16 protein-coding genes and 1 pseudogene are annotated in these 22,400 nt (G+C 72.0%); 14 read left to right on the top strand and 3 right to left on the bottom strand.

Annotated elements, in window-relative coordinates:
* Nucleotides 1–138 precede the first annotated feature (138 nt).
* From RI138_RS24665 to RI138_RS24680, 4 genes and pseudogenes are all read left to right on the top strand, one after another.
* Nucleotides 139–2,394 carry an MMPL family transporter gene (locus RI138_RS24665; protein WP_311121661.1) on the top strand — a complete coding sequence of 752 codons (2,256 nt, stop codon included), beginning with the start codon at nucleotides 139–141 and terminating at the stop codon, nucleotides 2,392–2,394.
* Nucleotides 2,372–2,929, top strand: a complete 558-nt coding sequence (locus RI138_RS24670; RefSeq protein WP_096626679.1) for a GNAT family N-acetyltransferase — start codon at nucleotides 2,372–2,374, stop codon at nucleotides 2,927–2,929. Before RI138_RS24665 ends, RI138_RS24670 begins: the two co-directional genes overlap by 23 nt.
* Nucleotides 2,930–3,001: 72 nt before the next feature.
* On the top strand, nucleotides 3,002–3,685 hold the full coding sequence (locus RI138_RS24675; RefSeq protein WP_398863652.1) for a hypothetical protein: 684 nt from the start codon (nucleotides 3,002–3,004) through the stop codon (nucleotides 3,683–3,685).
* A gap of 69 nt (nucleotides 3,686–3,754) precedes the next feature.
* Nucleotides 3,755–4,618: pseudogene (locus RI138_RS24680) on the top strand (helix-turn-helix domain-containing protein); the annotation flags it as partial.
* Between the two features lie 73 nt (nucleotides 4,619–4,691).
* Here the strand turns inward: RI138_RS24680 and RI138_RS24685 are convergent.
* From RI138_RS24685 to RI138_RS24695, 3 genes are all read right to left on the bottom strand, one after another.
* Nucleotides 4,692–4,994 (bottom strand): DUF6191 domain-containing protein, encoded by a 303-nt coding sequence (locus tag RI138_RS24685; RefSeq protein WP_311121663.1) that lies wholly within the window; start codon nucleotides 4,992–4,994, stop codon nucleotides 4,692–4,694.
* A gap of 38 nt (nucleotides 4,995–5,032) precedes the next feature.
* Complete coding sequence (locus RI138_RS24690; RefSeq protein WP_311121664.1) at nucleotides 5,033–6,244, bottom strand: PQQ-dependent sugar dehydrogenase; 1,212 nt, start codon at nucleotides 6,242–6,244, stop codon at nucleotides 5,033–5,035.
* 144 nt (nucleotides 6,245–6,388) lie between these two features.
* Nucleotides 6,389–7,345: an aldo/keto reductase gene (locus RI138_RS24695; RefSeq protein WP_311123000.1), complete on the bottom strand. Its 957-nt coding sequence runs from the start codon at nucleotides 7,343–7,345 to the stop codon at nucleotides 6,389–6,391.
* A gap of 164 nt (nucleotides 7,346–7,509) precedes the next feature.
* On the opposite strand from RI138_RS24695, the gene RI138_RS24700 reads away from it, so the two are divergent.
* The 10 genes from RI138_RS24700 (at nucleotide 7,510) to RI138_RS24745 (ending at nucleotide 22,263) form a co-directional block, all read left to right on the top strand.
* Nucleotides 7,510–8,457, top strand: coding sequence for a 2-hydroxyacid dehydrogenase (locus tag RI138_RS24700; protein ID WP_311121665.1), 948 nt, complete (start codon nucleotides 7,510–7,512; stop codon nucleotides 8,455–8,457).
* A gap of 337 nt (nucleotides 8,458–8,794) precedes the next feature.
* Entirely contained in the window at nucleotides 8,795–11,617 is a 2,823-nt protein-coding gene (locus RI138_RS24705) for a putative bifunctional diguanylate cyclase/phosphodiesterase (RefSeq protein ID WP_311123001.1), read from the top strand.
* A 217-nt stretch (nucleotides 11,618–11,834) separates the two neighbouring features.
* Complete coding sequence (locus tag RI138_RS24710) at nucleotides 11,835–13,691, top strand: acetolactate synthase large subunit (RefSeq protein ID WP_311121666.1); 1,857 nt, start codon at nucleotides 11,835–11,837, stop codon at nucleotides 13,689–13,691.
* A gap of 22 nt (nucleotides 13,692–13,713) precedes the next feature.
* Complete coding sequence (ilvN, locus tag RI138_RS24715) at nucleotides 13,714–14,241, top strand: acetolactate synthase small subunit (protein WP_096626687.1); 528 nt, start codon at nucleotides 13,714–13,716, stop codon at nucleotides 14,239–14,241.
* A gap of 119 nt (nucleotides 14,242–14,360) precedes the next feature.
* Nucleotides 14,361–15,362, top strand: a complete 1,002-nt coding sequence (ilvC, locus tag RI138_RS24720; RefSeq protein ID WP_096626688.1) for a ketol-acid reductoisomerase — start codon at nucleotides 14,361–14,363, stop codon at nucleotides 15,360–15,362.
* A gap of 275 nt (nucleotides 15,363–15,637) precedes the next feature.
* On the top strand, nucleotides 15,638–17,230 hold the full coding sequence (gene serA, locus RI138_RS24725; RefSeq protein WP_311121667.1) for a phosphoglycerate dehydrogenase: 1,593 nt from the start codon (nucleotides 15,638–15,640) through the stop codon (nucleotides 17,228–17,230).
* Nucleotides 17,231–17,440: 210 nt separating this feature from the next.
* The gene (locus RI138_RS24730; RefSeq protein ID WP_311121668.1) at nucleotides 17,441–19,990 is read left to right on the top strand and encodes a Tox-REase-5 domain-containing protein; all 2,550 of its coding nucleotides are present in this window, start codon (nucleotides 17,441–17,443) and stop codon (nucleotides 19,988–19,990) included.
* A gap of 145 nt (nucleotides 19,991–20,135) precedes the next feature.
* Nucleotides 20,136–20,834 (top strand): hypothetical protein, encoded by a 699-nt coding sequence (locus RI138_RS24735; protein ID WP_311121669.1) that lies wholly within the window; start codon nucleotides 20,136–20,138, stop codon nucleotides 20,832–20,834.
* Nucleotides 20,831–21,376, top strand: a complete 546-nt coding sequence (locus RI138_RS24740) for a hypothetical protein (protein ID WP_311121670.1) — start codon at nucleotides 20,831–20,833, stop codon at nucleotides 21,374–21,376. The genes RI138_RS24735 and RI138_RS24740 overlap by 4 nt, the downstream gene beginning before the upstream one ends.
* A 104-nt stretch (nucleotides 21,377–21,480) precedes the next feature.
* Nucleotides 21,481–22,263 (top strand): isoprenyl transferase, encoded by a 783-nt coding sequence (locus tag RI138_RS24745; RefSeq protein WP_096626693.1) that lies wholly within the window; start codon nucleotides 21,481–21,483, stop codon nucleotides 22,261–22,263.
* Nucleotides 22,264–22,400 lie beyond the last annotated feature (137 nt).

The following is a 22,400-nucleotide window of genomic DNA, read 5'->3' on the forward strand; positions in this document are numbered from 1 at the left end:
GGCCCTGTGACCATGGCCACGAAAGGGACAAAGGATCACTTTCTGCTGAGAGAGTGGCAGCCTCAGGTCATGCGACGTTTACGGGCAGATCACTCCATCTGCGAGTAAAGGTCCACGAACCCGCAGGGAGCCCGTCTGTTGGCCGCCATTGCCCGCTGGTGCATCAAGCACCGCCTTCTCGCCGTCCTCATCTGGCTCGCCGCCCTGGGCGGCACCGCCGCCGCGGCGGGGTTCGCGGGTTCCGCGTACTCCAACGACTACGAGGTGCCCGGCACGGAATCCGGCCGGGCCACCGAGCTCCTCTCGCGCGGCTTCACCGACCTCGGCGGTGACACCGGCACCGTGGTCTGGCACACGTCCGACTCCACGCTCCGGGCCGCCGACGTCGAACAGACGATGACCCGGACGCTCCACGCGATCGAGGACCTGCCCGGCGTCGGAAGCGTCACCAGCCCCTACGGAGCCTCCGGCACCGGCCAGATCAGCGAGGACGGCCACACCGCCTACGCCACGGTCGCCTTCGACCGCCCCGCCGACGAGATCACGGCCTCCCAGGCCCAGGCCCTCGTGGACACCGCGCAGGGCGCCGAGGCCGACGGGCTCCAGGTCGAGCTGGGCGGAAGCGTCGTCGCCCTCACCGAAGCCCCCTCCGCGCACATCGCCGAAGCCGTCGGTGTCGCCGTCGCGGCCGTCGTCCTCTTCCTCGCCTTCGGCTCGCTCGCCGCCAGCCTGCTGCCCATCGCCACCGCCCTGGTCTCCGTCGGCACCGCCTACGCGGGCATCGTGCTGCTCGGCCACGCGATGACCGTCGCGGACTTCGCCCCGATGCTGGGCATGCTCATCGGGCTCGGCGTCGGCATCGACTACGCCCTGTTCATCGTCACCCGGCACCGCAGAGGTCTCCGGCGCGGCATGCCGGTCGACGAAGCGGCACGGAACGCCGTCACGACCACCGGGCGCGCGGTCGTCTTCGCGGGGGCGACCGTCTGCATCGCGCTGCTCGGCATGCTGATCCTGCGCCTCAGCTTCCTCAACGGCGTCGCCATCGCCGCCTCCCTCACCGTCGTCCTGACGGTCCTGGCCTCCGTCACCCTGCTGCCCGCCCTGCTCTCCCTCATCGGGATGCGGGCCCTCAGCCGCCGCGAACGCCGGCAGCTCGCCGAACACGGACCGCGCCCCGACCTGCCCACCGGCTTCGCCGCCCGCTGGTCCGCCTTCGTGGAGCGCCACCCCAAGCTGCTCGGCGGAATCGCGGCCGTCGTCATGGTGGTCCTCGCCCTGCCCGCCCTCGGCCTCCACCTGGGCACTTCCGACCAGGGCAACAACCCGGCCACCGCCACCACCCGGCAGGCCTACGACCTGCTGGCCGACGGCTTCGGCCCCGGCGTCAACGGCCCCCTCACCATCGCCGCCCAGCTCGACGGGGCGGACGACCGGCTCGCCCTGGACTCGCTGCCCGAGACGCTGCGCACCACCGAGGGCGTCGCCTCGGTCGGCCCGGTCACGTACAACAGCAGCGGCGACACCGCCTTCCTCACCGTCGTACCCGACTCCGCGCCCCAGTCGCAGGAGACCAGCGAGCTGGTCGACCGCATCCGGGCGGACGTGCTGCCGACGGTCCAGGACAAGACGTCTCTGGAGGCGTACGTCGGCGGGGTGACGGCGAGCTACGACGACTTCGCCGAGATCATCGTCGGCAAGCTGCCGCTCTTCGTCGGGGTCGTCATCGGACTCGGCTGTCTGCTGCTGCTCCTCGCCTTCCGCTCCATCGGCATCCCCGTCAAGGCCGCGGTCATGAACGTGGCCGCCGTCGCCTCCTCCTTCGGCGTCGTCGTCGCCGTCTTCCAGTGGGGCTGGGGGAGTGAGCTGCTCGGCCTCGGAAGCGCCGGCCCCATCGAACCCTTCCTCCCCGTGATCATGGTCTCGGTCCTCTTCGGGCTCTCCATGGACTACCAGGTCTTCCTGGTCGGCCGGATGTACGAGGAGTGGCTGGAGACCGGCGACAACCGGCGGGCGGTCCGGGTCGGCCTCGCCGAGACCAGCCGGGTGATCAACTCCGCCGCCGTGATCATGATCTCCGTCTTCCTCGCCTTCGTCCTCAGCGGCGACCGGGTGATCGCCATGTTCGGCATCGCGCTGGCCACCGCCGTGGCCCTGGACGCCTTCGTCCTGCGCACCCTGCTCGTGCCCGCGCTCATGCACATGCTCGGCGGCGCGAACTGGTGGCTGCCGGGCTGGCTGGACCGGCGGCTGCCCCGGATCAGCATCGAGCCGCCCGACTGTGTACCGCTGCATGCGAAGATCCCGGGAGCACGCGGTACGGACGAGGGCGCCGGGGCGGTGACGGTCCGGCCCGCCGAGGAGGAGCACGATGTTCGCCATATCCCTGGGTGACGACCAGGCGGAGCTGCGTCCGCTGGAGGTCTGGCAGGCCGAGGAGTTCCTCGCCCACATGGACCGGGCCCGGGAGCTGGTCGACCCCTGGATCCCGTTCGCGTCCTTCGCCACCGATCTGGACTCGGCGCGCGCTCTGCTCCTGAAGTACGCGGAGAAGCAGGCGACGGACACCGGGCGGCTGTACGGCATCTGGCTGGCGGACACCCTCGTCGGCGGTGTCATGTTCCGGATCTTCGACGCGGAGTCCGGCAACTGTGAGATCGGCGTCTGGCTGGAGCCCGCCGCCCAGGGCCGCGGCCTGATCACCCGCGCCGCCGAGCGCCTGATCGACTGGGCGGTGTACGAGCGCGGCATGCACCGCGTGGAGTGGGACGCCTCCGCCGCCAACACCCGCTCGATCGCGGTCGCCGAGCGGCTCGGCATGACCCGCGACGGGGTGATCCGGCAGAACTACCTCTACCGGGGCGTACGCCACGACTCGGAGGTCTGGTCCGTCCTCGCCCCGGAATGGCGGGCCCGCGCCGGGCGCTGAGCTTCGGGTGAGGCCGGGGTCTCGCGGATTCCGGCCCTTGCGTTAAGGGCGCTCTCATCCGGGGCCCCTAGCGTGCGGCGTATGAAGACCACCCCCTCCAAGACGACCACGCCCGCCGACGACCCCGAGAAGAGCACCGACGCCGCCGCCGTTACGGAGGACCTGCCCACGGACGGGGCGCCGGAGACCGAGGCCTCCGACGAGGCCGGGACTTCCAAGGAGGCCGGGGCTTCCAGCGAGGCTGAGGCTTCCAAGGAGGCCGAGACCTTCACCCAGGCCGAGGCTTCCAACGAGGTCGGGGCCGAGGCCGACGACCTGGAGCCCGACCCCTTCACCGAGGCCCGGCACGGCGTCGGCGCGGGCGCGGCGGCCGTCGTCTCCGCCGCCCTCGGCGTCGTCGCCCTGACCGGCGCCTGGTCCGGCCGGGTCGCCGCCGAGCGCGAGACCCTGATGGGCCAGATCCAGACGGCCGGCGGCTCCAGCGCGGCCGAGCAGATCTCCGCGATCTACGGGGACGCCTGGCACACCACCGCCCTGGTCAACGGCGTCTTCGCCGTCCTGGCCCTCCTCGTCGGCATCTTCGTCCTCGTCCGCCCCGCCTTCGGCGCCCCCTCCGACCGGCCGCAGCCCGCCTGGGTCCGGGCGGTCGCCCTGGCCGGCATCGCCCTCGGCGTACTGGGCGTACTGATCTCCGCGGGCATGTACTTCGACCTCTTCGTCTCCCTGCCCAGCGCGGGCGCACCCGCGGGCGGCTGACCCGGGCCCGGGGTGAGCCGAAGCCTGGGCCCAGTACGGCACGGGCCTAAGGCTTCTGCTCACTTCCTGATCACCCCGGTCCAGCACGGCATGCTGCTGGCGGCGGGGCAGGGACGGCTCGCCGAGGCGCGGGCCGCCTTCCAGGAGCTGGCCCGGCCCGGCTTCCCGCCCGGCACCCAGCGCTACGCCCTGCCGCTGCTCCAGTCCGCCGCCATGATCGAGGCGGACGCCCGGGGGCTCCCCGCCGCCGAAGCCGGGCGGCCGGAGATCCTCGCCCTGATCCGCCGGTGCGCGAAGAGCCTGCCGCTGCTCGTGCCCGTGTGGGCCGCCCACGGCGTCTTCATCGAAGCGGAGCTGGCACGTGCGGAGGGCGCGGACACCCCTGAGCACTGGGCACGGGCCGCCGAGGCCTTCGGCCCGCTGAGCCGCCCCTACGAACTGGCCCGGATCCACCACCGCTGGGCCGAGTCCCTGCTCATCGCCCCCGGCGACCGGTCCACCGCCACGGCCCTGCTGCACCGGGCCCACACGGTCGCCCGCCGGCTCGGCGCCCGCCCGCTGGCCGAGGCGGTCGGACAGCTGGCGGCCCGGGCCAGGATCACCCTGGACACGGCGGACCCCGGCGAGGGGGACCACCCGGTCATCCTGACCGCACCCGTCGATGCCACCGGGGAGGAGGCCGAGCCGTTCACCGACGAGAAGGCTGGCCCCGCGATCGCCGCCGTCGAGTCCTTCGGGCTGACCCCGCGCGAGCAGGACGTACACCGGCTGGTCGCGGCCGGGCACACCAACCGGAGGATCGCCGAGGAGCTGTTCATCTCGCCGAAGACCGCGAGCGTGCACGTCTCCAACATCCTGGCCAAGCTCGGCGTCTCCAGCCGCGGTGAGGCGGCAGCCCTGGCCCACCGCCTCCGCCTCTACCCGGTCGCATAGGGAGATTTCCAGCGTGTGAGGAGGCTTCCAGGGGGTTGTGTCCGGCGCCCGCCCTCGCGGGATCGCCCCGACCCTAATGCTCCTCGTCCTCACCGCGCTCCGGACCGCTCACCGGCCTTCCCGGGCGGGGCCGGTCGAGCACGGCGTCCTGCTCGGGGGCTGTCGGCCGCATACGCCGGGGGCCGGGCTCGGGCGGACCGCCCGTGCCCGGGTCTGTGTCCGGGGCGCGGACGGTCACCTTGCCGGAGGACAGGTCTATCGGCCCCCGGCCGGGATCGCCGACGCCGAAATCCACCCGGCTCAGCTCCAGCCGCTTCTGCTCGTCCGCGGCGTGCCTGCGCCCCGGGGCGAACAGCTCCTCGAAGAAATTGAACACCGGCCGTGCTCCCTCCGACGCGCAGCGCGGACGGGCGGCTACTCCACCTCCACCAGGAGAATCCTGTCGTCTCCCGGCTGCGGCGTCCCCCGGCCGTCCGTGTTGCTGGTGACCAGCCACATCCGGTCGCTTCCCGCACTCACCACCGTACGCAGGCGGCCGTGCTCCTCATCCAGGAACGACTGGGGATCCGCCAAAGGTTCCTCGGCCTTGTCGCCCGACAGCGGAATCCGCCAGAGCCGTTCACCGCGCAGCCCCGCCATCCAGATCGATCCCTCGGCGTACGCGATCCCGCTGGGCGAGGCCTCGGAGGTCTCCCACTGGGCCACAGGGTCGATGAACCCCTCTTCGCCCTCACGGCCCTCGGCCTCGGGCCAGCCGTAGTTCCCGCCGGGCTCGATCAGGTTCAGCTCGTCCCAGGTGTTCTGGCCGAACTCGGCCGCCCACAGCCGCTTCTGCGCGTCCCAGGCGAGCCCCTGCACATTGCGGTGCCCGTACGAGTACACCACCGAGTCCGCCTCGGGGTTGCCGTGCACCGGCTCCCCGTCGGGGGTCATCCGAAGGATCTTGCCCGCCAGCGACTCCTTGTCCTGGGACAGGCCCGTGTCCCCGGTCTCGCCCGTGCCCGCGTACAGCATCTTGTCCGGACCGAACGCGATCCGTCCGCCGTTGTGGACGCTGCCCTTCGGGATGCCGCGCAAGACGGTGTCCGGCGCCCCCAGCCGCTGTCCCACCGGGCGCCTCTCGTCGTAACTCATCCGTACGATCCGGTTGTCGGACGTGGTCGTGAGGTAGGCGTACACCAGCTGGTCCGCGCCGAAGGTCGAGGAGACGGCGAGCCCGAGCAGCCCGCCCTCGCCCGACGGGGACACCCCGGGCACCGAGCCCAGCAGCGTCTGCTTCCCGCTCTCGCCGTCGATGAGGTGGACGGTCCCCTCGTCCCGTGAGGCGACCAGCAGATCACCGTCCGGCAGCGCGGCCAGCCCCCAGGGCGACTCCAGGCCCTCGGTCAGCGTCGAGACCACCTTCACCGAGCCCTTGGCGGGCGGCTGGTCGGCCGACGCGCCCGGCGAGGGGGAGCCGGAGCTCCGCGAGGCGGTCGGTGAGGCGGAGGCCGTACCGGACGGTGATCCCTCCGCCCCGCCCGAGGAGCACGCGGCGGACAGGAGCAGCGAGGCCGTCGCCAGCGCGGCCACCACCCCCCTGCGCACCGCGGGGGACTGAACAGCTCCGAACACAGCACCGCGCACTGAACCGATCCTTTCGACGGCCGTCCGACTCTCTGCCCGTACTACCTGCTGCTTGCCGCCCGCTACCTGTTTCATACACGGCGGCCATGCCAGGAGTTCCCGGTGCGGCCCATTCTCCCGCCACCTTCCGCCGGGCGCGCGGTCTCAGTCCCAGGAGCCCCGCGCCGGGGGCAGCCCGGCTATCTCCGCCAGGTCCCGCTCGTCCAGGGCCACCCCCGCCGCCCCCGCGTTCTCCACCGCCCACCGTTCCCGCTTCGCCCCCGGCACCGGCACCACATGCGGGCCCTGGCGCAGCACCCACGCGAGTGCCACCTGTGCCACCGTCGCCCCGCGCCGCTCCGCGATCCGCCGCAGTCCGGCCACCACCGGCTGGTTCGCCGCCATCATCTCCGCCGTGAACCGCGGATGCCTGGCCCGCAGATCCTCCGGCTCGAACCCCTGGCCCGGTTTCAGCGTCCCGGTCAGATAGCCGCTGCCCAGCGGCATCGCGGCCAGCAGCCCGACCCCGCGCGCCGCGCACCAGGGCAGCAGCTCCTCCAGCGCCTCCGGCGACCACACCGACAGCTCCGCCTCCACGGCGCTGACCGGGAAGACCTGCTGAATCCGCGCCAACTGCCGGATCGTTCCCGCATACAGCCCGGCGCCCGACCTGCGCGGGGCGTGCGCCCCCACCGCGCAGAGCCCCAGCGAACGGACCTTGCCCGCCGTCACCAGCTCCGCCATCGCCCCCCAGGTCTCCTCCACCGGCACCTCGGGGTCGGCCCGGTGCAGCTGGTACAGGTCGATCACATCCGTCTGGAGCCGGCGCAGCGAGGCGTCACAGGCCCGCCGCACATACCCGGGCCGGCCGTTGGCCACGATGTGCTGATCGCCCACCAGCAGCCCGCACTTGGTGGAGACGAACGCCTCGGACCGGCGGCCCTTGAGCGCCCGGCCGACCAGCAGCTCGTTGGTGAACGGCCCGTACATGTCCGCGGTGTCGAGCAGTCGGACGCCCGCATCGAGTGCCGCGTGCACCGTCCGCACCGAACGGTCGCCGCGCTGCTGCGATGCGCTGTAGCCCCAGCTCATCGGCATACAGCCCAGCCCGACCGCGCCCACGGCAAGCCCCGCCGCCCCGATAGTCCTGCACTCCAACTCCCCGAACCCTCCCTCGTTCCCGCGGTCACGGGGCCGTACCGCACCCAAAGCTAACCTCTGGCCGAACCGCATCCGGCGTCAGCCGTCCTGGAGCACTCGCACGCCTGTCGCATAGCCTCCTGACCATGACTGCGACGACTGCCGACGTATGGCTGCCCTTCCGGGCCGACGAGATCGACGCCCTCCCCGAAGGCCTCAACTACCTCTTCTGGGACGGTGGCCCGGACTTCCCCGGCGATCCGGCCGACTGCGCCTACTACGTCGTTCCCTACATGAAGGGTTCCGAGATCGCGGTACGGCCACTCGCCGCCATGAGCACCGTCCAGGTGGTCCAGACGCTCTCCGCGGGCATCGACCACGTGGAGCCGGGCCTCGGACTGCTGCGCGCGGGGGTGCGCCTCTGCAACGCCAAGGGGGTGCACGAGGCGTCGACCGCCGAGCTGACGCTCGCCATCATCCTGGCCTCCTTGCGCGGCATTCCCGGATTCGTGCACGGCCAGGACAAGGAGGAGTGGCGGTCCGGCTTCTATCCGGCGCTCGCCGACAAGTCCGTGCTGATCGTGGGGTACGGCTCCATCGGCTCGGCCATCGAGGACCGGCTCGGCCCCTTCGAGTGCGCGCGGGTGGCGCGCGTCGCGCGCTCCGCACGGACCACCGCACGCGGTCCCGTACACACGCTCGACGATCTCCCCGCGCTGCTGCCCGAGGCCGACGTCGTCATTCTCTCCACCCCGCTGAACCCGTCCACGCGGGGACTGGTGGACGCCGACTTCCTCGCCGCGATGCGGGACGGGGCCCTTCTCGTCAACGTCGCCCGGGGCGGAGTCGTCGACACCAAGGCACTGCTGTCCGAAGTCGAGTCCGGGCGACTGCGGGCCGCGCTCGATGTGACCGACCCGGAACCGCTGCCGTCGGGCCATCCTCTCTGGCATGCTCCGAATGTCTTGATCACACCTCATGTGGGCGGCAGCACCTCGGCGTTCGAGCCGCGCGCCAAGCGGCTGCTGGCCGCACAGCTCACCCGGTTCGCCGCCGGAGAGCCGGTGCGCAACGTGGTACTCACCACCGGCTGACCGGCCCCGGGCGGCCACGCTACGGGGCGGTCCGGATGCACGCAGTGCCGCTCACCTCGCATTTCGTCACAGAGCGTAGAGAAGCTATGGCCCTGAGTGACGGATTTGGTGTATCGTCCGCACCGGAGGGCTGCGCCGTGGAAGGGAAGGCGCGGGGGGAGCATCGGAACGCGAGGGGGCGACGGGCGATGTGCTGGCCATGGAGAGACGATCCGACGCGGGCGGGCGGGCGGCCGGGGCCCTCGGAGCGGATGCGGCGCTCCGCCCGCCCGTGGCCGGATTCCGGCCCCGGTTCCGCACTGGCGACGAGGCCGGGCCCGGGGCGGGGAGCCCTCCGGTGAGCGCGCTGGGGGCCCTGCTCTCCCCGCGCTCCGCCTCCGGCGGTGCGGGCCTGCGGTCCCGGATTCTGCTCGGCGTCGTCTGCGCGGGGTATTCGGTGGGTGCCGCTGTCGGCTGGGGGTCACCCCGACTCGCGCTCGTCATGGGGGACTTCGGCCTCGCAGTGGCGGCGCTGGTCGCCGCCGTCTCCTGCTTCCTCTACGCGCGCACCGGCGCGGGGCGGCTGCGCCCCGCCTGGCTGCTGTTCTCGCTCTCCTCCCTCATGGCGGCCTGCGGAAACGCCGTCTGGGGCTGGTACGAGGTGATCCTCTCGGTCCCCGTGCCGACCCCTTCCCTCGCCGACGTCTTCTTCCTCTGCTTCGCGCCGCCCGCCATCGTCGGGCTGCTCGTGCTCGCCAAGCGCCCCGTCACCCGCGCCGGCTGGGTCTGCCTGGCCCTGGACGCCTGGCTGATCGCCGGCTCCCTGTTGACGCTCGCCTGGAGCCTCGCCCTCGCGCACGCCGCGCACATGGCGGGCTTCCAGGAGGCCAGTGTGGCGCCCGCCGCCCTCTCGCTGGCCTATCCGCTGCTCGACATCGTGCTCGTCTCGATGGTGCTCGCCCTGCACTTCCGCCGGTCCGGCGCCAACCGGTCCGCGGTCAACACCACCATCGCCGCCCTGGCGCTCACCGTCCTGAGCGACGCGGTCTTCACCTCGCCGCTGCTGCGCTCCACCTACCACTCGGGCCAGCTCCTCGACGCGGGCTGGTTCGCCGGTTCGCTGCTCCTCGCCTACGCCCCCTGGGGCGCCCGGCGCGGGGCCGGGGCCGCCGAGCGCCCCGGACCGCCGCGGGCCGCCGCCAGCCGCCCGATCGCCGGTTCGCTGGCCGCCCTGACCCCCTATCTCGCCGCCGCCGTCTGCACCCTGGGCATCCTGTACAACGTGGTCGAGGGCCGCCGGGTGGACCGGGTCGTCGTCCTCACCGGCTGTACGGTCGTCCTGGCGCTCGTCGTCCGCCAGGGCATCATGCTCCTCGACAACATCTCGCTCACCCAGGAGCTGGCCCAGAAGGAGAACCACTTCCGCTCCCTGGTCCAGGGCTCCAGCGACGTCATCATGATCGCCGCACCCAGCGGGACCCTGCGCTACGTCAGCCCCGCCGCCGCCGGGGTCTACGGGCGCGAGGCGGAAGATCTCGTCGGCTCCGAGCTGTCCTCGATCATCCATCCCGAGGACCTCGGCCGGGTGGTCCACGAAGTGCGGCGCTTCCTCGCCGCCCCACCGCACGAAGAGCCCACCACGCGCATCGAGTGCCGCTTCCGCTCCGGAACCGGCGACTGGCTCAACGTCGAGTCCACCGTCAACCGCCACCAGGGCGGCCTCCTCCTCAACAGCCGCGACGTCACCGAACGGGTCAGGCTCCAGGCCCAGTTGCAGCACAACGCCGAGCACGACCCGCTCACCGACCTGCCCAACCGGGCGCTGTTCACCGCCCGGGTCCGCAAGGCGCTCGGCGGCCGCCGAGCGGGCGACTCCGGCACCGCCGTCCTCTTCATCGACCTCGACGGCTTCAAGGCGGTCAACGACACCATCGGCCACCAGGCGGGCGACGAACTGCTCATCCAGGCTGGCCGCCGCCTCCAGGAGTCCGTCCGGGCCGGGGACACCGCGGCGAGGCTCGGCGGTGACGAGTTCGCGGCGCTCATCATCGGCGACGGCACCCGCGACCAGGGCGCCCGGGAGTATCAGGTCCACGAGATCGCCGACCGACTGCGCCTCACCCTCTCCCAGCCCTACCGGATCGGCTCCAGCGAGGTCCGGGTGGCCGCCTCCATCGGCGTCGCCTTCGCCGAGCCCGCCATCAGCCCCACCGACCTCATGCGCAACGCCGACCTCGCGATGTACCGGGCCAAGGCGGGCGGCAAGGACCGGGTCGAGCTGTACGCCCCGCAGATGCAGGCCGATGTCGTACGCCGCTCCGAGCTGGCCACCCGGCTGCGGACCGCCCTGCGCGACGGCGAGTTCGCCCTGCTCCACCAGCCAGTGGTCCATCTCGCCAGTGGGTCCGTGGCCGCCGTCGCCGCCCAGGCCCGCTGGAGATCCGCCCAGGGCATCCTGTTCACCCCCGCCGAGTTCCTCCGGGTCACCGGCGACGACGACCGCACCGCCGAGCTCGGCCGCTGGCTCCTGGAGGAGTCCGTCGCCCAGGCCGCCGACCGGGCCAGGGCCGGGCACCCCGTACCGGTCGCCGTCCGGCTGTCCGCCGCCCGGCTGCTGGACACCGCCGAGCCCTTCGGCTCCATCGAAGCGCTGCTGACCCGGCACGGCCTGCCCTCGGGCGCCCTGATGATCGAGGTGGCCGACAGTGACCCCCGCGTCTCCTTCGACGCCCTGGAGCAGCGCCTCGTGGCCCTGCGCCGGCTCGGCGTACGGATCGCGCTCGACGGCTTCGGCAGCGGCTTCGCGGCGATCAACGCCCTGCGGCGGCTCCCCATCGACGTACTGAAGCTCGACCGGAATCTGGTCGAGGGGGTGGTCGAATCGGCCAGACTGCACAAGATCACCAGCGGGCTGCTGCGGATCGCCTGCGACCTCGGCCTCCAGTCCGTCGCCGACGGCGTCGACGTCCCCGACCAGGTCCTCGCCCTGCGCGCCATGGGATGCACGCACGGCCAGGGGATGGCCTTCTCCGGGCCGCTCGACGAATACCGGCTGCGGCGGGCGCTGGTCCGCGGGGAGTTCCCCGTGCCGGGCATTCCGGGCCCCCGGCCGGCCATGGCGGGCGGCTCGATCCCGCTGCTCACCGGATCACATACTGAGACGCCCGTCCCACCCCCTTGACACGTCATGCGTGCCGGAGAGAGGGTCAATGCCATGCGCACCCGAATTCTCGTACTTGGAAAGCGCGTCGGCTGAAGCAGAGTCACTCCACGACACTCTGCGGACCACTCCGGCGCGCTCCCCTCGCTTGCCTCACGGCACGAGGGGTTTTTTGTTGCACCGACACCGCTCAAACCGCTGCAAAACACCCGCGAAAACCCTCAGCTTCGAGAAGAGAATGCCGATGACCGAGCAGGCCACCGGGGCCCATCACCCGCAGCCGCGCGCCCGTAACGGCGGACAGCCGTCCGCCACCGTCGAGCACGTCACGGGCGCCCAGTCCCTCATCCGTTCTCTTGAGGAAGTCGGCGCCGACACGGTATTCGGCATCCCCGGCGGTGCGATCCTCCCCGCCTACGACCCGATGATGGACTCCACCCGCGTCCGTCACGTCCTGGTCCGCCACGAGCAGGGCGCCGGTCACGCCGCCACGGGGTACGCGCAGGCCACCGGCAAGGTCGGCGTCTGCATGGCCACCTCGGGGCCCGGCGCCACCAATCTGGTCACCCCGATCGCCGACGCACACATGGACTCCGTGCCGCTCGTCGCGATCACCGGCCAGGTCGCCTCCAAGGCCATCGGCACCGACGCCTTCCAGGAAGCCGACATCTGCGGCATCACGATGCCGATCACCAAGCACAACTTCCTGGTGACCAAGGCCGAGGACATCCCGCACACCATCGCCGAGGCCTTCCACATCGCCTCCACCGGCCGCCCCGGACCGGTCCTCGTCGACATCGCCAAGGACGCCCTCCAGGCCCGGACCACCTTCAGCTGGCCGCCCACCCAGGACCTGCCCGGCTACCGCCCGGTGACCAAGCCGCACGCCAAGCAGATCCGCGAGGCCGCCAAGCTGATCACCCAGGCCAGGCGCCCCGTGCTGTACGTCGGCGGCGGCGTCCTCAAGGCCAGGGCCACCGCCGAGCTGAAGGTCCTCGCGGAGCTGACCGGAGCGCCCGTCACCACCACCCTGATGGCGCTCGGCGCGTTCCCCGACAGCCACCCGCTGCACGTGGGAATGCCGGGCATGCACGGCGCGGTCACCGCCGTCACCGCGCTGCAGAAGGCCGACCTGATCGTCGCCCTCGGCGCCCGCTTCGACGACCGCGTCACCGGCAAGCTGGACAGCTTCGCCCCGTACGCCAAGATCGTCCACGCCGACATCGACCCGGCCGAGATCGGCAAGAACCGCACCGCGGACGTCCCGATCGTGGGCGACGCCCGCGAGGTCCTGGCCGACCTGGTCCAGGCCGTCCAGGCCGAGCACACCGAGGGCCGCACCGGCGACTACGCCGCATGGTGGAAGGACCTCAACCGCTGGCGCGACACCTACCCGCTCGGCTACGACCTGCCCGAGGACGGCAGCCTCTCCCCGCAGCAGGTCATCCAGCGCATCGGCAAGCTCGCCCCCGAGGGCACGATCTTCGCGGCGGGCGTCGGCCAGCACCAGATGTGGGCCTCCCACTTCATCGACTACAAGCAGCCCGCCACCTGGCTCAACAGCGGCGGCGCCGGGACGATGGGCTACGCGGTCCCGGCCGCGATGGGCGCCAAGGCCGGCATGCCCGACCGCACGGTCTGGGCCATCGACGGCGACGGCTGCTTCCAGATGACCAACCAGGAACTGACCACCTGCGCGCTCAACAACATCCCGATCAAGGTCGCCGTCATCAACAACGGCGCCCTCGGAATGGTCCGCCAGTGGCAGACCCTCTTCTACAACCAGCGCTACTCCAACACCGTCCTGCACTCCGGCCCCGACAGCGACGGCGGTCCGGCCAGGGGCACCCGCGTCCCGGACTTCGTCAAGCTCTCCGAGGCCATGGGCTGCTACGCCATCCGCTGCGAGGACCCGGCCGAACTGGACAAGGTCATCGAAGAGGCCAACTCCATCAACGACCGCCCCGTCGTGATCGACTTCATCGTCCACGAGGACGCCATGGTCTGGCCGATGGTCGCCGCCGGCACCTCCAACGACGAGGTCCAGGCCGCACGCGGCGTCCGCCCCGACTTCGGCGACAACGAAGACGACTGAGAGACAGAGAGAGAACGACTCCATGTCCAGCAAGCACACGCTCTCCGTCCTGGTCGAGAACAAGCCCGGTGTCCTCGCCCGGATCACCGCCCTGTTCTCCCGACGCGGCTTCAACATCGACTCGCTCGCGGTCGGTACCACCGAGCACCCCGACATCTCCCGCATCACCATCGTCGTGAATGTCGAGGACCTGCCCCTGGAGCAGGTGACCAAGCAGCTCAACAAGCTGGTCAACGTCCTGAAGATCGTCGAACTCGAGCCCGCCGCTGCGATCCAGCGGGAGCTCGTCCTGGTGAAGGTCCGCGCCGACAGCGAGACCCGCTCCCAGATCGTCGAGATCGTCCAGCTGTTCCGCGCCAAGACCGTCGACGTCTCCCCGGAGGCCGTCACGATCGAGGCGACCGGAGGGGCCGACAAGCTGGAGGCGATGCTCAAGATGCTGGAGCAGTACGGCATCAAGGAGCTCGTCCAGTCCGGCACCATCGCCATAGGGCGCGGCGCGCGCTCGATCACCGACCGGTCCCTGCGCGCCCTCGACCGCTCGGCCTGAGCCGACGCGCCCGAGCGGGGCGGCCGTCCGCCCCGCTCGGATGGCGAGACCCGACCACACTCACGACGCACCCCGCCGTACGGTGGGACGCAACACCTGCACACCAAGGAGAAGACCCAGTGGCCGAGCTGTTCTACGACGACGATGCCGACCTGTCCATCATCCAGGGCCGCAAGGTCGCGGTCATCGGCTACGGCAGCCAGGGCCACGCCCACGCGCTGTCGCTCCGTGACTCCGGCGTCGACGTCCGCGTCGGTCTGCACGAGGGCTCGAAGTCCAAGGCCAAGGCCGAGGAGCAGGGCCTGCGCGTGGTGACCCCCGCCGAGGCCGCCGCCGAGGCCGACGTCATCATGATCCTCGTCCCGGACCCGATCCAGGCCCAGGTCTACGAGGAGTCCATCAAGGACAACCTCAAGGACGGCGACGCCCTGTTCTTCGGCCACGGCCTGAACGTCCGCTTCGGCTTCATCAAGCCGCCGGCCAACGTCGACGTCTGCATGGTCGCCCCCAAGGGCCCCGGCCACCTGGTCCGCCGCCAGTACGAGGAGGGCCGCGGCGTCCCGTGCATCGTGGCCGTCGAGCAGGACGCCTCGGGCAAGGGCCTGGCGCTCGCCCTGTCGTACGCCAAGGGGATCGGCGGCACCCGTGCCGGCGTCATCAAGACCACCTTCACCGAGGAGACCGAGACCGACCTGTTCGGTGAGCAGGCCGTTCTCTGCGGTGGCACCGCCGCCCTGGTCAAGGCCGGTTTCGAGACGCTGACCGAGGCGGGCTACCAGCCCGAGATCGCGTACTTCGAGTGCCTGCACGAGCTGAAGCTCATCGTCGACCTCATGTACGAGGGCGGCCTGGAGAAGATGCGCTGGTCCATCTCGGAGACCGCCGAGTGGGGCGACTACGTCACCGGCCCCCGGATCATCACCGACGCCACCAAGGCCGAGATGAAGAAGGTCCTCACCGAGATCCAGGACGGCACCTTCGCCAAGAACTGGATGGCCGAGTACCACAACGGTCTGCCCAAGTACAACGAGTACAAGAAGGCCGACAGCGACCACCTGCTGGAGACCACCGGCCGTGAGCTGCGCAAGCTCATGAGCTGGGTGAACGACGAAGAGGCCTAGGCCTCGGGGAGCGGGGCGGGTCCGGAAGGGCCCGCCCCGCTCCGCATCACCGGGAGCACTACCGGAAGGTGCGGGTTCTGTGCGGGTGTACACCACGTCCACCCCGTGCGGGTGATCCTTCCACCAGGGCGCAGTAGAAGGCCCTCCGCATGACTACACTTCTCAACACATACACGCGTCAGGGCCCACAGTGTCGTGCGTCTACCACGCGGCTAGCCCCTCCACCGCCTGCGGCCGTCGGGACGGCCGTCCGCACTGGACTTGTGAGGACTCACGTGAGCTCGAAACCTGTCGTACTCATCGCTGAAGAGCTGTCGCCCGCCACGGTCGACGCTCTGGGTCCGGATTTCGAGATCCGGCACTGCAACGGCGCGGACCGCGCCGAGTTGCTCCCCGCGATCGCCGATGTCGACGCGATCCTGGTGCGCTCCGCTACCAAGGTCGACGCCGAGGCCATCGCCGCCGCCAGGAAGCTCCGGGTCGTGGCCCGCGCGGGCGTCGGTCTGGACAACGTCGATGTCTCCTCGGCCACCAAGGCCGGCGTGATGGTCGTCAACGCCCCGACCTCCAACATCGTCACCGCCGCCGAGCTGGCCTGCGGTCTGCTGGTCGCCACCGCGCGGAACATCCCGCAGGCCAACACCGCCCTGAAGAACGGCGAGTGGAAGCGCTCCAAGTACACCGGCGTCGAGCTCAGCGAGAAGGTCCTCGGCGTCGTGGGCCTCGGCCGCATCGGTGTCCTGGTCGCCCAGCGCATGTCGGCCTTCGGCATGAAGGTCGTCGCCTACGACCCCTACGTCCAGCCCGCCCGCGCCGCGCAGATGGGCGTCAAGCTCCTCAGCCTGGACGAGCTGCTGGAGGTCGCCGACTTCATCACCGTGCATCTGCCCAAGACCCCCGAGACCCTCGGCCTCATCGGGGACGAGGCGCTGCACAAGGTGAAGCCCTCGGTGCGCATCGTCAACGCCGCGCGCGGCGGGATCGTCGACGAGGAGGCGCTGTACTCCGCGCTCAAGGAGGGTCGCGTCGCGGGCGCGGGCCTCGATGTGTACGCGAAGGAGCCCTGCACGGACTCCCCGCTCTTCCAGTTCGACCAGGTCGTCTGCACCCCGCACCTGGGCGCCTCCACCGACGAGGCCCAGGAGAAGGCGGGCATCGCGGTCGCCAAGTCCGTCCGCCTCGCGCTCGCGGGTGAGCTGGTCCCGGACGCGGTCAACGTCCAGGGCGGCGTCATCGCCGAGGACGTACGCCCCGGCCTCCCGCTCGCCGAGAAGCTCGGCCGGATCTTCACCGCACTCGCGGGCGAGGTCGCGGCCCGGCTCGACGTCGAGGTGTACGGCGAGATCACCCAGCACGACGTGAAGGTGCTGGAGCTCTCGGCGCTCAAGGGCGTCTTCGAGGACGTCGTAGACGAGACCGTCAGCTACGTCAACGCCCCGCTCTTCGCGCAGGAGCGCGGTGTCGAGGTCCGCCTCACCACCAGCTCCGAGTCGCCCGATCACCGCAATGTGGTCACCGTGCGCGGCACGCTCTCCAGCGGCGAGGAGGTCGCGGTCTCCGGCACGCTGGCGGGCCCGAAGCACCTCCAGAAGATCGTGGCCATCGGCGAGCACGACGTGGACCTGGCCCTCGCGGACCACATGGTGGTCCTGCGCTACCAGGACCGTCCCGGTGTGGTCGGCGCGGTCGGCAAGATCCTCGGCGAGGCCGGGCTGAACATCGCGGGCATGCAGGTCTCGCGGGCGGCCGCGGGCGGCGAGGCGCTCGTCGTCCTCACCGTCGACGACACCGTCCCGCAGACGGTGCTGACCGAGATCGCCGACGAGATCGGCGCCTCCTCGGCCCGCTCGGTGAACCTCACCGACTGACACACCCCGCACGACCCCGCCCTGTACCCGGTGGCCGGGCCCCTCGTCCCGTACGAGAGGCCCGGACGCCGGGTACAGCGCTTTCCGCGGACAGCCAACCCGCCGGGGTGGGCCCGGGGTTGGGCCCTGGGGCCCACGACGCGCGGCGGCCCCCGACCCTAGGGTGACCGATTATCAGGTCACTCAGGGGTACCGGGGGTCGGATCACGTATGTCTGCTGTCGGTGGCATACCCGTAGCGGGAGGGCCGGCCCCGGCCGCCGCCCCGCGGCGTGAAATCCCGGGCCCCCTCGTCCTCGTAAGAGCGCTGCTCCTCGTCCTTCTCGGCGCGACGGTCCTGGGCGCGATCGGTCTCTCCGGCTCCGCGCTCGCCGTGGACGCGATGGGCGCCGAGGTGCTCGGCATCCTGCTGTACGCCTCCGCGCCAGGGGTGCTCGGCGCGCTGCTGGCGCGGCACGTACGGACCGGCGGCACGCGGGTGCGGTGGGGGATCGTCGCCGTTCAGGGGTGGCTGATCCTCGGCGGGCTCGCCAACCTCGGGAACGGTTCTCCGGACGGGCTGACCCAGCTGGTCCTGCCGATCCTGATCATCGTCCTGATCAGCCGGTCGCCGAGCCGTGCGTGGTTCCGGCTGCCGTCGGCCGAGCGGGGCCGGCCGCCGAAGTTCTCGCTCCCGCACATGATCACCTGGCGCCGGGACCGGGGGCAGACCGCCCTGGAGTACCTGGGCCTCGTCCTGATCGTCGTCGCGCTGATCGCGGCCCTGACAGTGGGCGGCCTCGGCGGCCGGATCACCGACGGCCTCCAGTCGGCGATCTGCTCGCTGACCGGCAGCTCCTGCCCGGTGTCCGGAGGCAGCGACTCCGTCGAGGCGGGGGACGGCCCGGGCGGGGGAGCGGACGGCGGAGCCGACGGGGGTACGTCGGGGAGCGCGGACGGCGGTGCGGACGGCGGTGCGGACGGCGGCGCTGATGGCGGCGCTGATGGAGGTGCCGACGGCGGCGCTGACGGTGGGTCGACAACCACGGGCGGGGCGACCGGCGGCGATGCGACGGGCGGGACGGGGAGCACGGGAGGTACGGGAGGTACCGGCAGTACTGAGGGGACGGGCGGGACCAGTGGTACGGGTGGGACCAGTGGTACGGAAGGTACGGGCGGGAGCGCCACCGGCGGCACCGCGTCCGGCGGCTCCGGAAGTACCGGCGGAACCGGGGGCGGCACCGGCGGGCCCGACGACACCGGGCGTCCCGGCACCGGTGAGGACACCTTCCCGGAGAAACACGAGGAGCCCGAGGCCGCCTACGACGTGCCCGCCTCCGCCGAGGGTGAGGACGAGGGCGGTGGGGAGCAGGCCGAGGAGAAGGAGGACTGCGGCGGCTGGGGCTTCTTCGGCTGCGCCTGGGACCGTACGACCCAGGTCTTCAAGGGCGTCGTGGTCGACGGGATCTGGGGCGACATCACCGGGATCATCGACCTGTTCAAGCCCGAGACCTGGTCGGGCCTCGTGGAGTACGGAGGCCGGCTCGCCGACCAGTGGGCGGCTGACTCCGCGGGCGCGGGCGACAAGTGGGCGGACGGCGACTACCTGGGCGCGCTCCGGGACTGGGGCGGGGCCTCGGTCAACACGGTGATCACGGTCGGCGACGACGTCTTCGTCGGGGACGAGGTCCGTGAGCGCTGGAACAACGGGGAGAAGACCCGGGCCGTCACCGATGTGATCTGGAACGTCGGCTCGCTGTTCATCCCCGGCTACAACGTCGCGAAGGTGGTCAGCAAGGCCGGGAAGCTCGGCAAGGTCGGCAAGGCGGCCTCCGAGGTCGCCGACGCGGCGGGCGACGCGAGCGCGGCCGCCCGCCGGGCCCGGCAAGCCGCGGAGGCGGGCGACCTGGACGGCGTACGCAAGGCGGCGAAGGAGGCCGACGAGGCGGCGGACAGCGCCGAGGACGCGGCGCGCCGGACCGGTTGTGCCATCGCGTCCGGGACGCCGTCGGTGCGGTACGGGGGAGGCGGCACCGGTGGAGTGCCCGGCTCCGGTACCGGGGTGCTGGCGGGCGGCCCGCCGGGCCGGATCATCCTCGCGGAGGGCGGCTGCGACGAGGCGGCCAGGAAGTCGGCCGAGGAGGCGCGGGCGGCGGAGCGCCAGGCGCATCTGGACCAGAAGCGGCTGGAGGAGCCCGAGCGGGCCCGGAAGGCCGAGCTGGACAAGAAGAAGTACCCCGAGCCGCAGCGCAACGACACCTCCGACCCGCGCAACTACAACCCGCCGTCCTGGGCCGAGGGCCTCAAGGACCGTACGCTCGGCGACGCCGACGCGGGCGACGGCTACTGGGCCGGCCGGGACCGCAACCCCGCGCCGAACTGGAAGAACGAGTCCTGGCTCCGCTACCAGGAGCAGATCACCGGGACGAACCGGGGCCAGGAGTACGTCGTACCGCACCCGCGCGAGGGCAAACCGGCCGTGGAGTACGACGGGTGGGACTCCTCCCGGCAGACCTACCTGGAGGCCAAGAACGGCTACGGCAGCTATCTGTCCAAGACCGACCGCTCCAGCCTCACCCCGTCCGGCAAGGACAAGTTCGTCGCCGAGGCACGGGCCCAGGTGGAGGCGTCCGGCGGCCGCGCCGTGGAGTGGCACTTCTCCGACCCGGACGTGGCCAAGGCGGCCCGCAAGGCGTTCCGCGAGGAGGGGCTGCCGATCAAGGTGATCAACACCAAGCCGCACCCCGGCGACAGCACCAGGAAACCGGAAGCATTCGACTGAGGGCTGTCCCGCCAGGGATGACCCGACAGCCCTCAGCGGCCGAGTAGCCTGCAACGCGTGGTGCCCCCGGCCGCCGGGCCCCGTCGGCGTGCGACTGGGGGAGCCGCGCGACGCGGGACGGCCGGCCGACGGAGGAGAGACGAGAATGCGACGTGTAGTGCGGGGTTTCTGGGGCCCGAGGCCCGAACCGGTCGAGGCCCTGGCCGACCGGTGGCAGCGGACCCTGGACGGGTTCGCCGAGCTGGTCCCGCAGGCGGCCGACGTCTGGAGCCAGGTGCACGGGAGCGGACCCGCGACCGCCTTCACCGCGGGAGGGGACGGTCTGCTCGGCGCGCTGCGGACCGCCCAGGACGCGGCCGACTGGTCGGACCTCACCGGTACCGGGCTGCGGCTCGTCGGCACGGGGGCGCCCGGCTGGGAGGCGGAGGTCAGCGGACTGGCCGGGGGCTCACCGCGGTTCCTGCTCCAGTCGCTCGCGATCGTCCTCCACGCACCGGACATCGCCGTGGTCCCGGAGGAGGAGATCCTGTCCCTCCTGGCCCGGGTGTGGGAGCCGGACTTCGGTGACGTGAGCGACGACGACGTGCTGGACGCCCTGGAGGACGACGCCGGGTACTCCGTCGGCGACCCGGTCGTCGGCCGCACCGGCTACCTCTCCCCGGCCCGCGCCGCCCTGATCCCGGTCGGCCTGGAGGTGGTCCGGCAGCAACTCCCGGCAGGCGGCGAGCTGCTGAGCATCGCGGCCCCCGGCGACAGTGCGACGGTGGTGCGGGTGTACGAACGGCTGCGCGAGGCGGGGGCGCTGGCCCCGCTGCCCCGCCCGTTGGACCGGCCGGTACTGTGACCGCCCGGGCCGGGGAGGCCTTCGAGGCGGACCGGGCGGTCGCCGAGGTCGAGGAGCTCCTCGCCGCCCCCGTACCGGCCACCGGCCCCACCGCCGCCGAGGGCGACCCGGCCACCGGCGAGTGGACGCTCAGCACGGGGGCGGGGTTCCAGATCGTGCCGCTGTGGGAGGGCGACCCGCTGACCGGCGTGTACGCCCCCGAGTGGAACGACGCCGAGGAGGCGGCGGCCGCCCGGCTCGACTCCCTGGCCCGAGTACTGGACGCCCGCTGGGGTCCGCGCCGCACGGTCCCGCTGCACGGGCCGCTGCTGCGGTGGCGGGGCGGTTCGCCCGTGGAGCCGCTGTTCGAGGCGCTGTTCGCGGAAGATCTGTACGGGGACCTGAGCGTCTGGGGTCCGGTCGGCTCCGGCGGAGCGGCCCCGGGCGGGCGCTGGGTCGCGCTGACCGTCGGTCACAGCGACGCGGACGCGCCGATGGTGCTGGCCGCACTGGTCAGCGACCGGCCGGTGGTCGAACCGGAGGGCGCGGACGGCCCGTTGTGAGGCCCCCAGGCCCCGCCGTCGCGCTCCCGTGCGACCCCGCCGGGGGTGGCCGCGGACGCTGGTAGGGTCCTTCGGCACCACCCATCCCGTGATGGAGAAGGTCCATGAAGCTGCTCCCCCTGTTCCTGCGACGCCCGATCGAAGCGGTGTACGAGCGCCGGCTCGCCGCCACCCTGGTGGGGCTGCCCCGCCCGCAGCACGTCGGGATCATGGTGGACGGCAACCGGCGGTGGGCCCGCAAGGCCGGGCACACGGACGTCCGGGAGGGGTACCGGGCGGGCGGCGCCAAGGTGACCACGTTCCTCGGCTGGTGCACCGCCGCGGGGATCGAGCACGTCACCCTCTTCATGCTCTCCGACGACAACCTGGGCCGCCCCGCCGAGGAGCTCGGCCCGCTGATCGAGGTCATCGAGGAGACCGTCCGCGACATCACCGCCGAGGGCCGAGACTGGGAGGTCCAGGTGATCGGCTCGCTCGACATGCTGCCCGGCTCCAGCGCCCGGGTGCTCAAGGAGGCCACCGCCGCCACGAGCGGGCGCGGCGGGCTCAAGGTGGACGTGGCGGTCGGCTACGGCGGCCGGCGCGAGATCGTCGACGCGGTGAAGGCCGCCTTCGAGGAGCACATGGCCGCCGGGGGCGACCCGGCCGAGCTGGTCGCGCGGTTCGGGATCGACGACATCTCCCGGCACCTCTACTCGCCGATCGCCGACCACACCGACTTCATCATCCGGACCTCCGGCGAGCAGCGGCTCTCCGGCTTCCTGCTCTGGCAGTCCGCGTACGCCGAGATGCACTGGGTGGACTGCTACTGGCCCGCTTTCCGGCACGTGGACTTCCTGCGGGCGCTGCGCTCGTACGCGAACAGGGAACGCCGCTTCGGCAAGTGACGCTCCCGGCACCGCACTCAGGTCTCGGAGCGATCCGTCGCGGTGTGCGGGCCGCCCGTGGACGACCGTGAGCAGCACCGGCAGATCCGGCAGCCCGGTGGCCGCGGTGGTCAGCGGGCTGTCGGCCAGGACCGTGA

It is taken from the genome of Streptomyces durocortorensis (assembly GCF_031760065.1).
GTDB lineage: Bacteria > Actinomycetota > Actinomycetes > Streptomycetales > Streptomycetaceae > Streptomyces.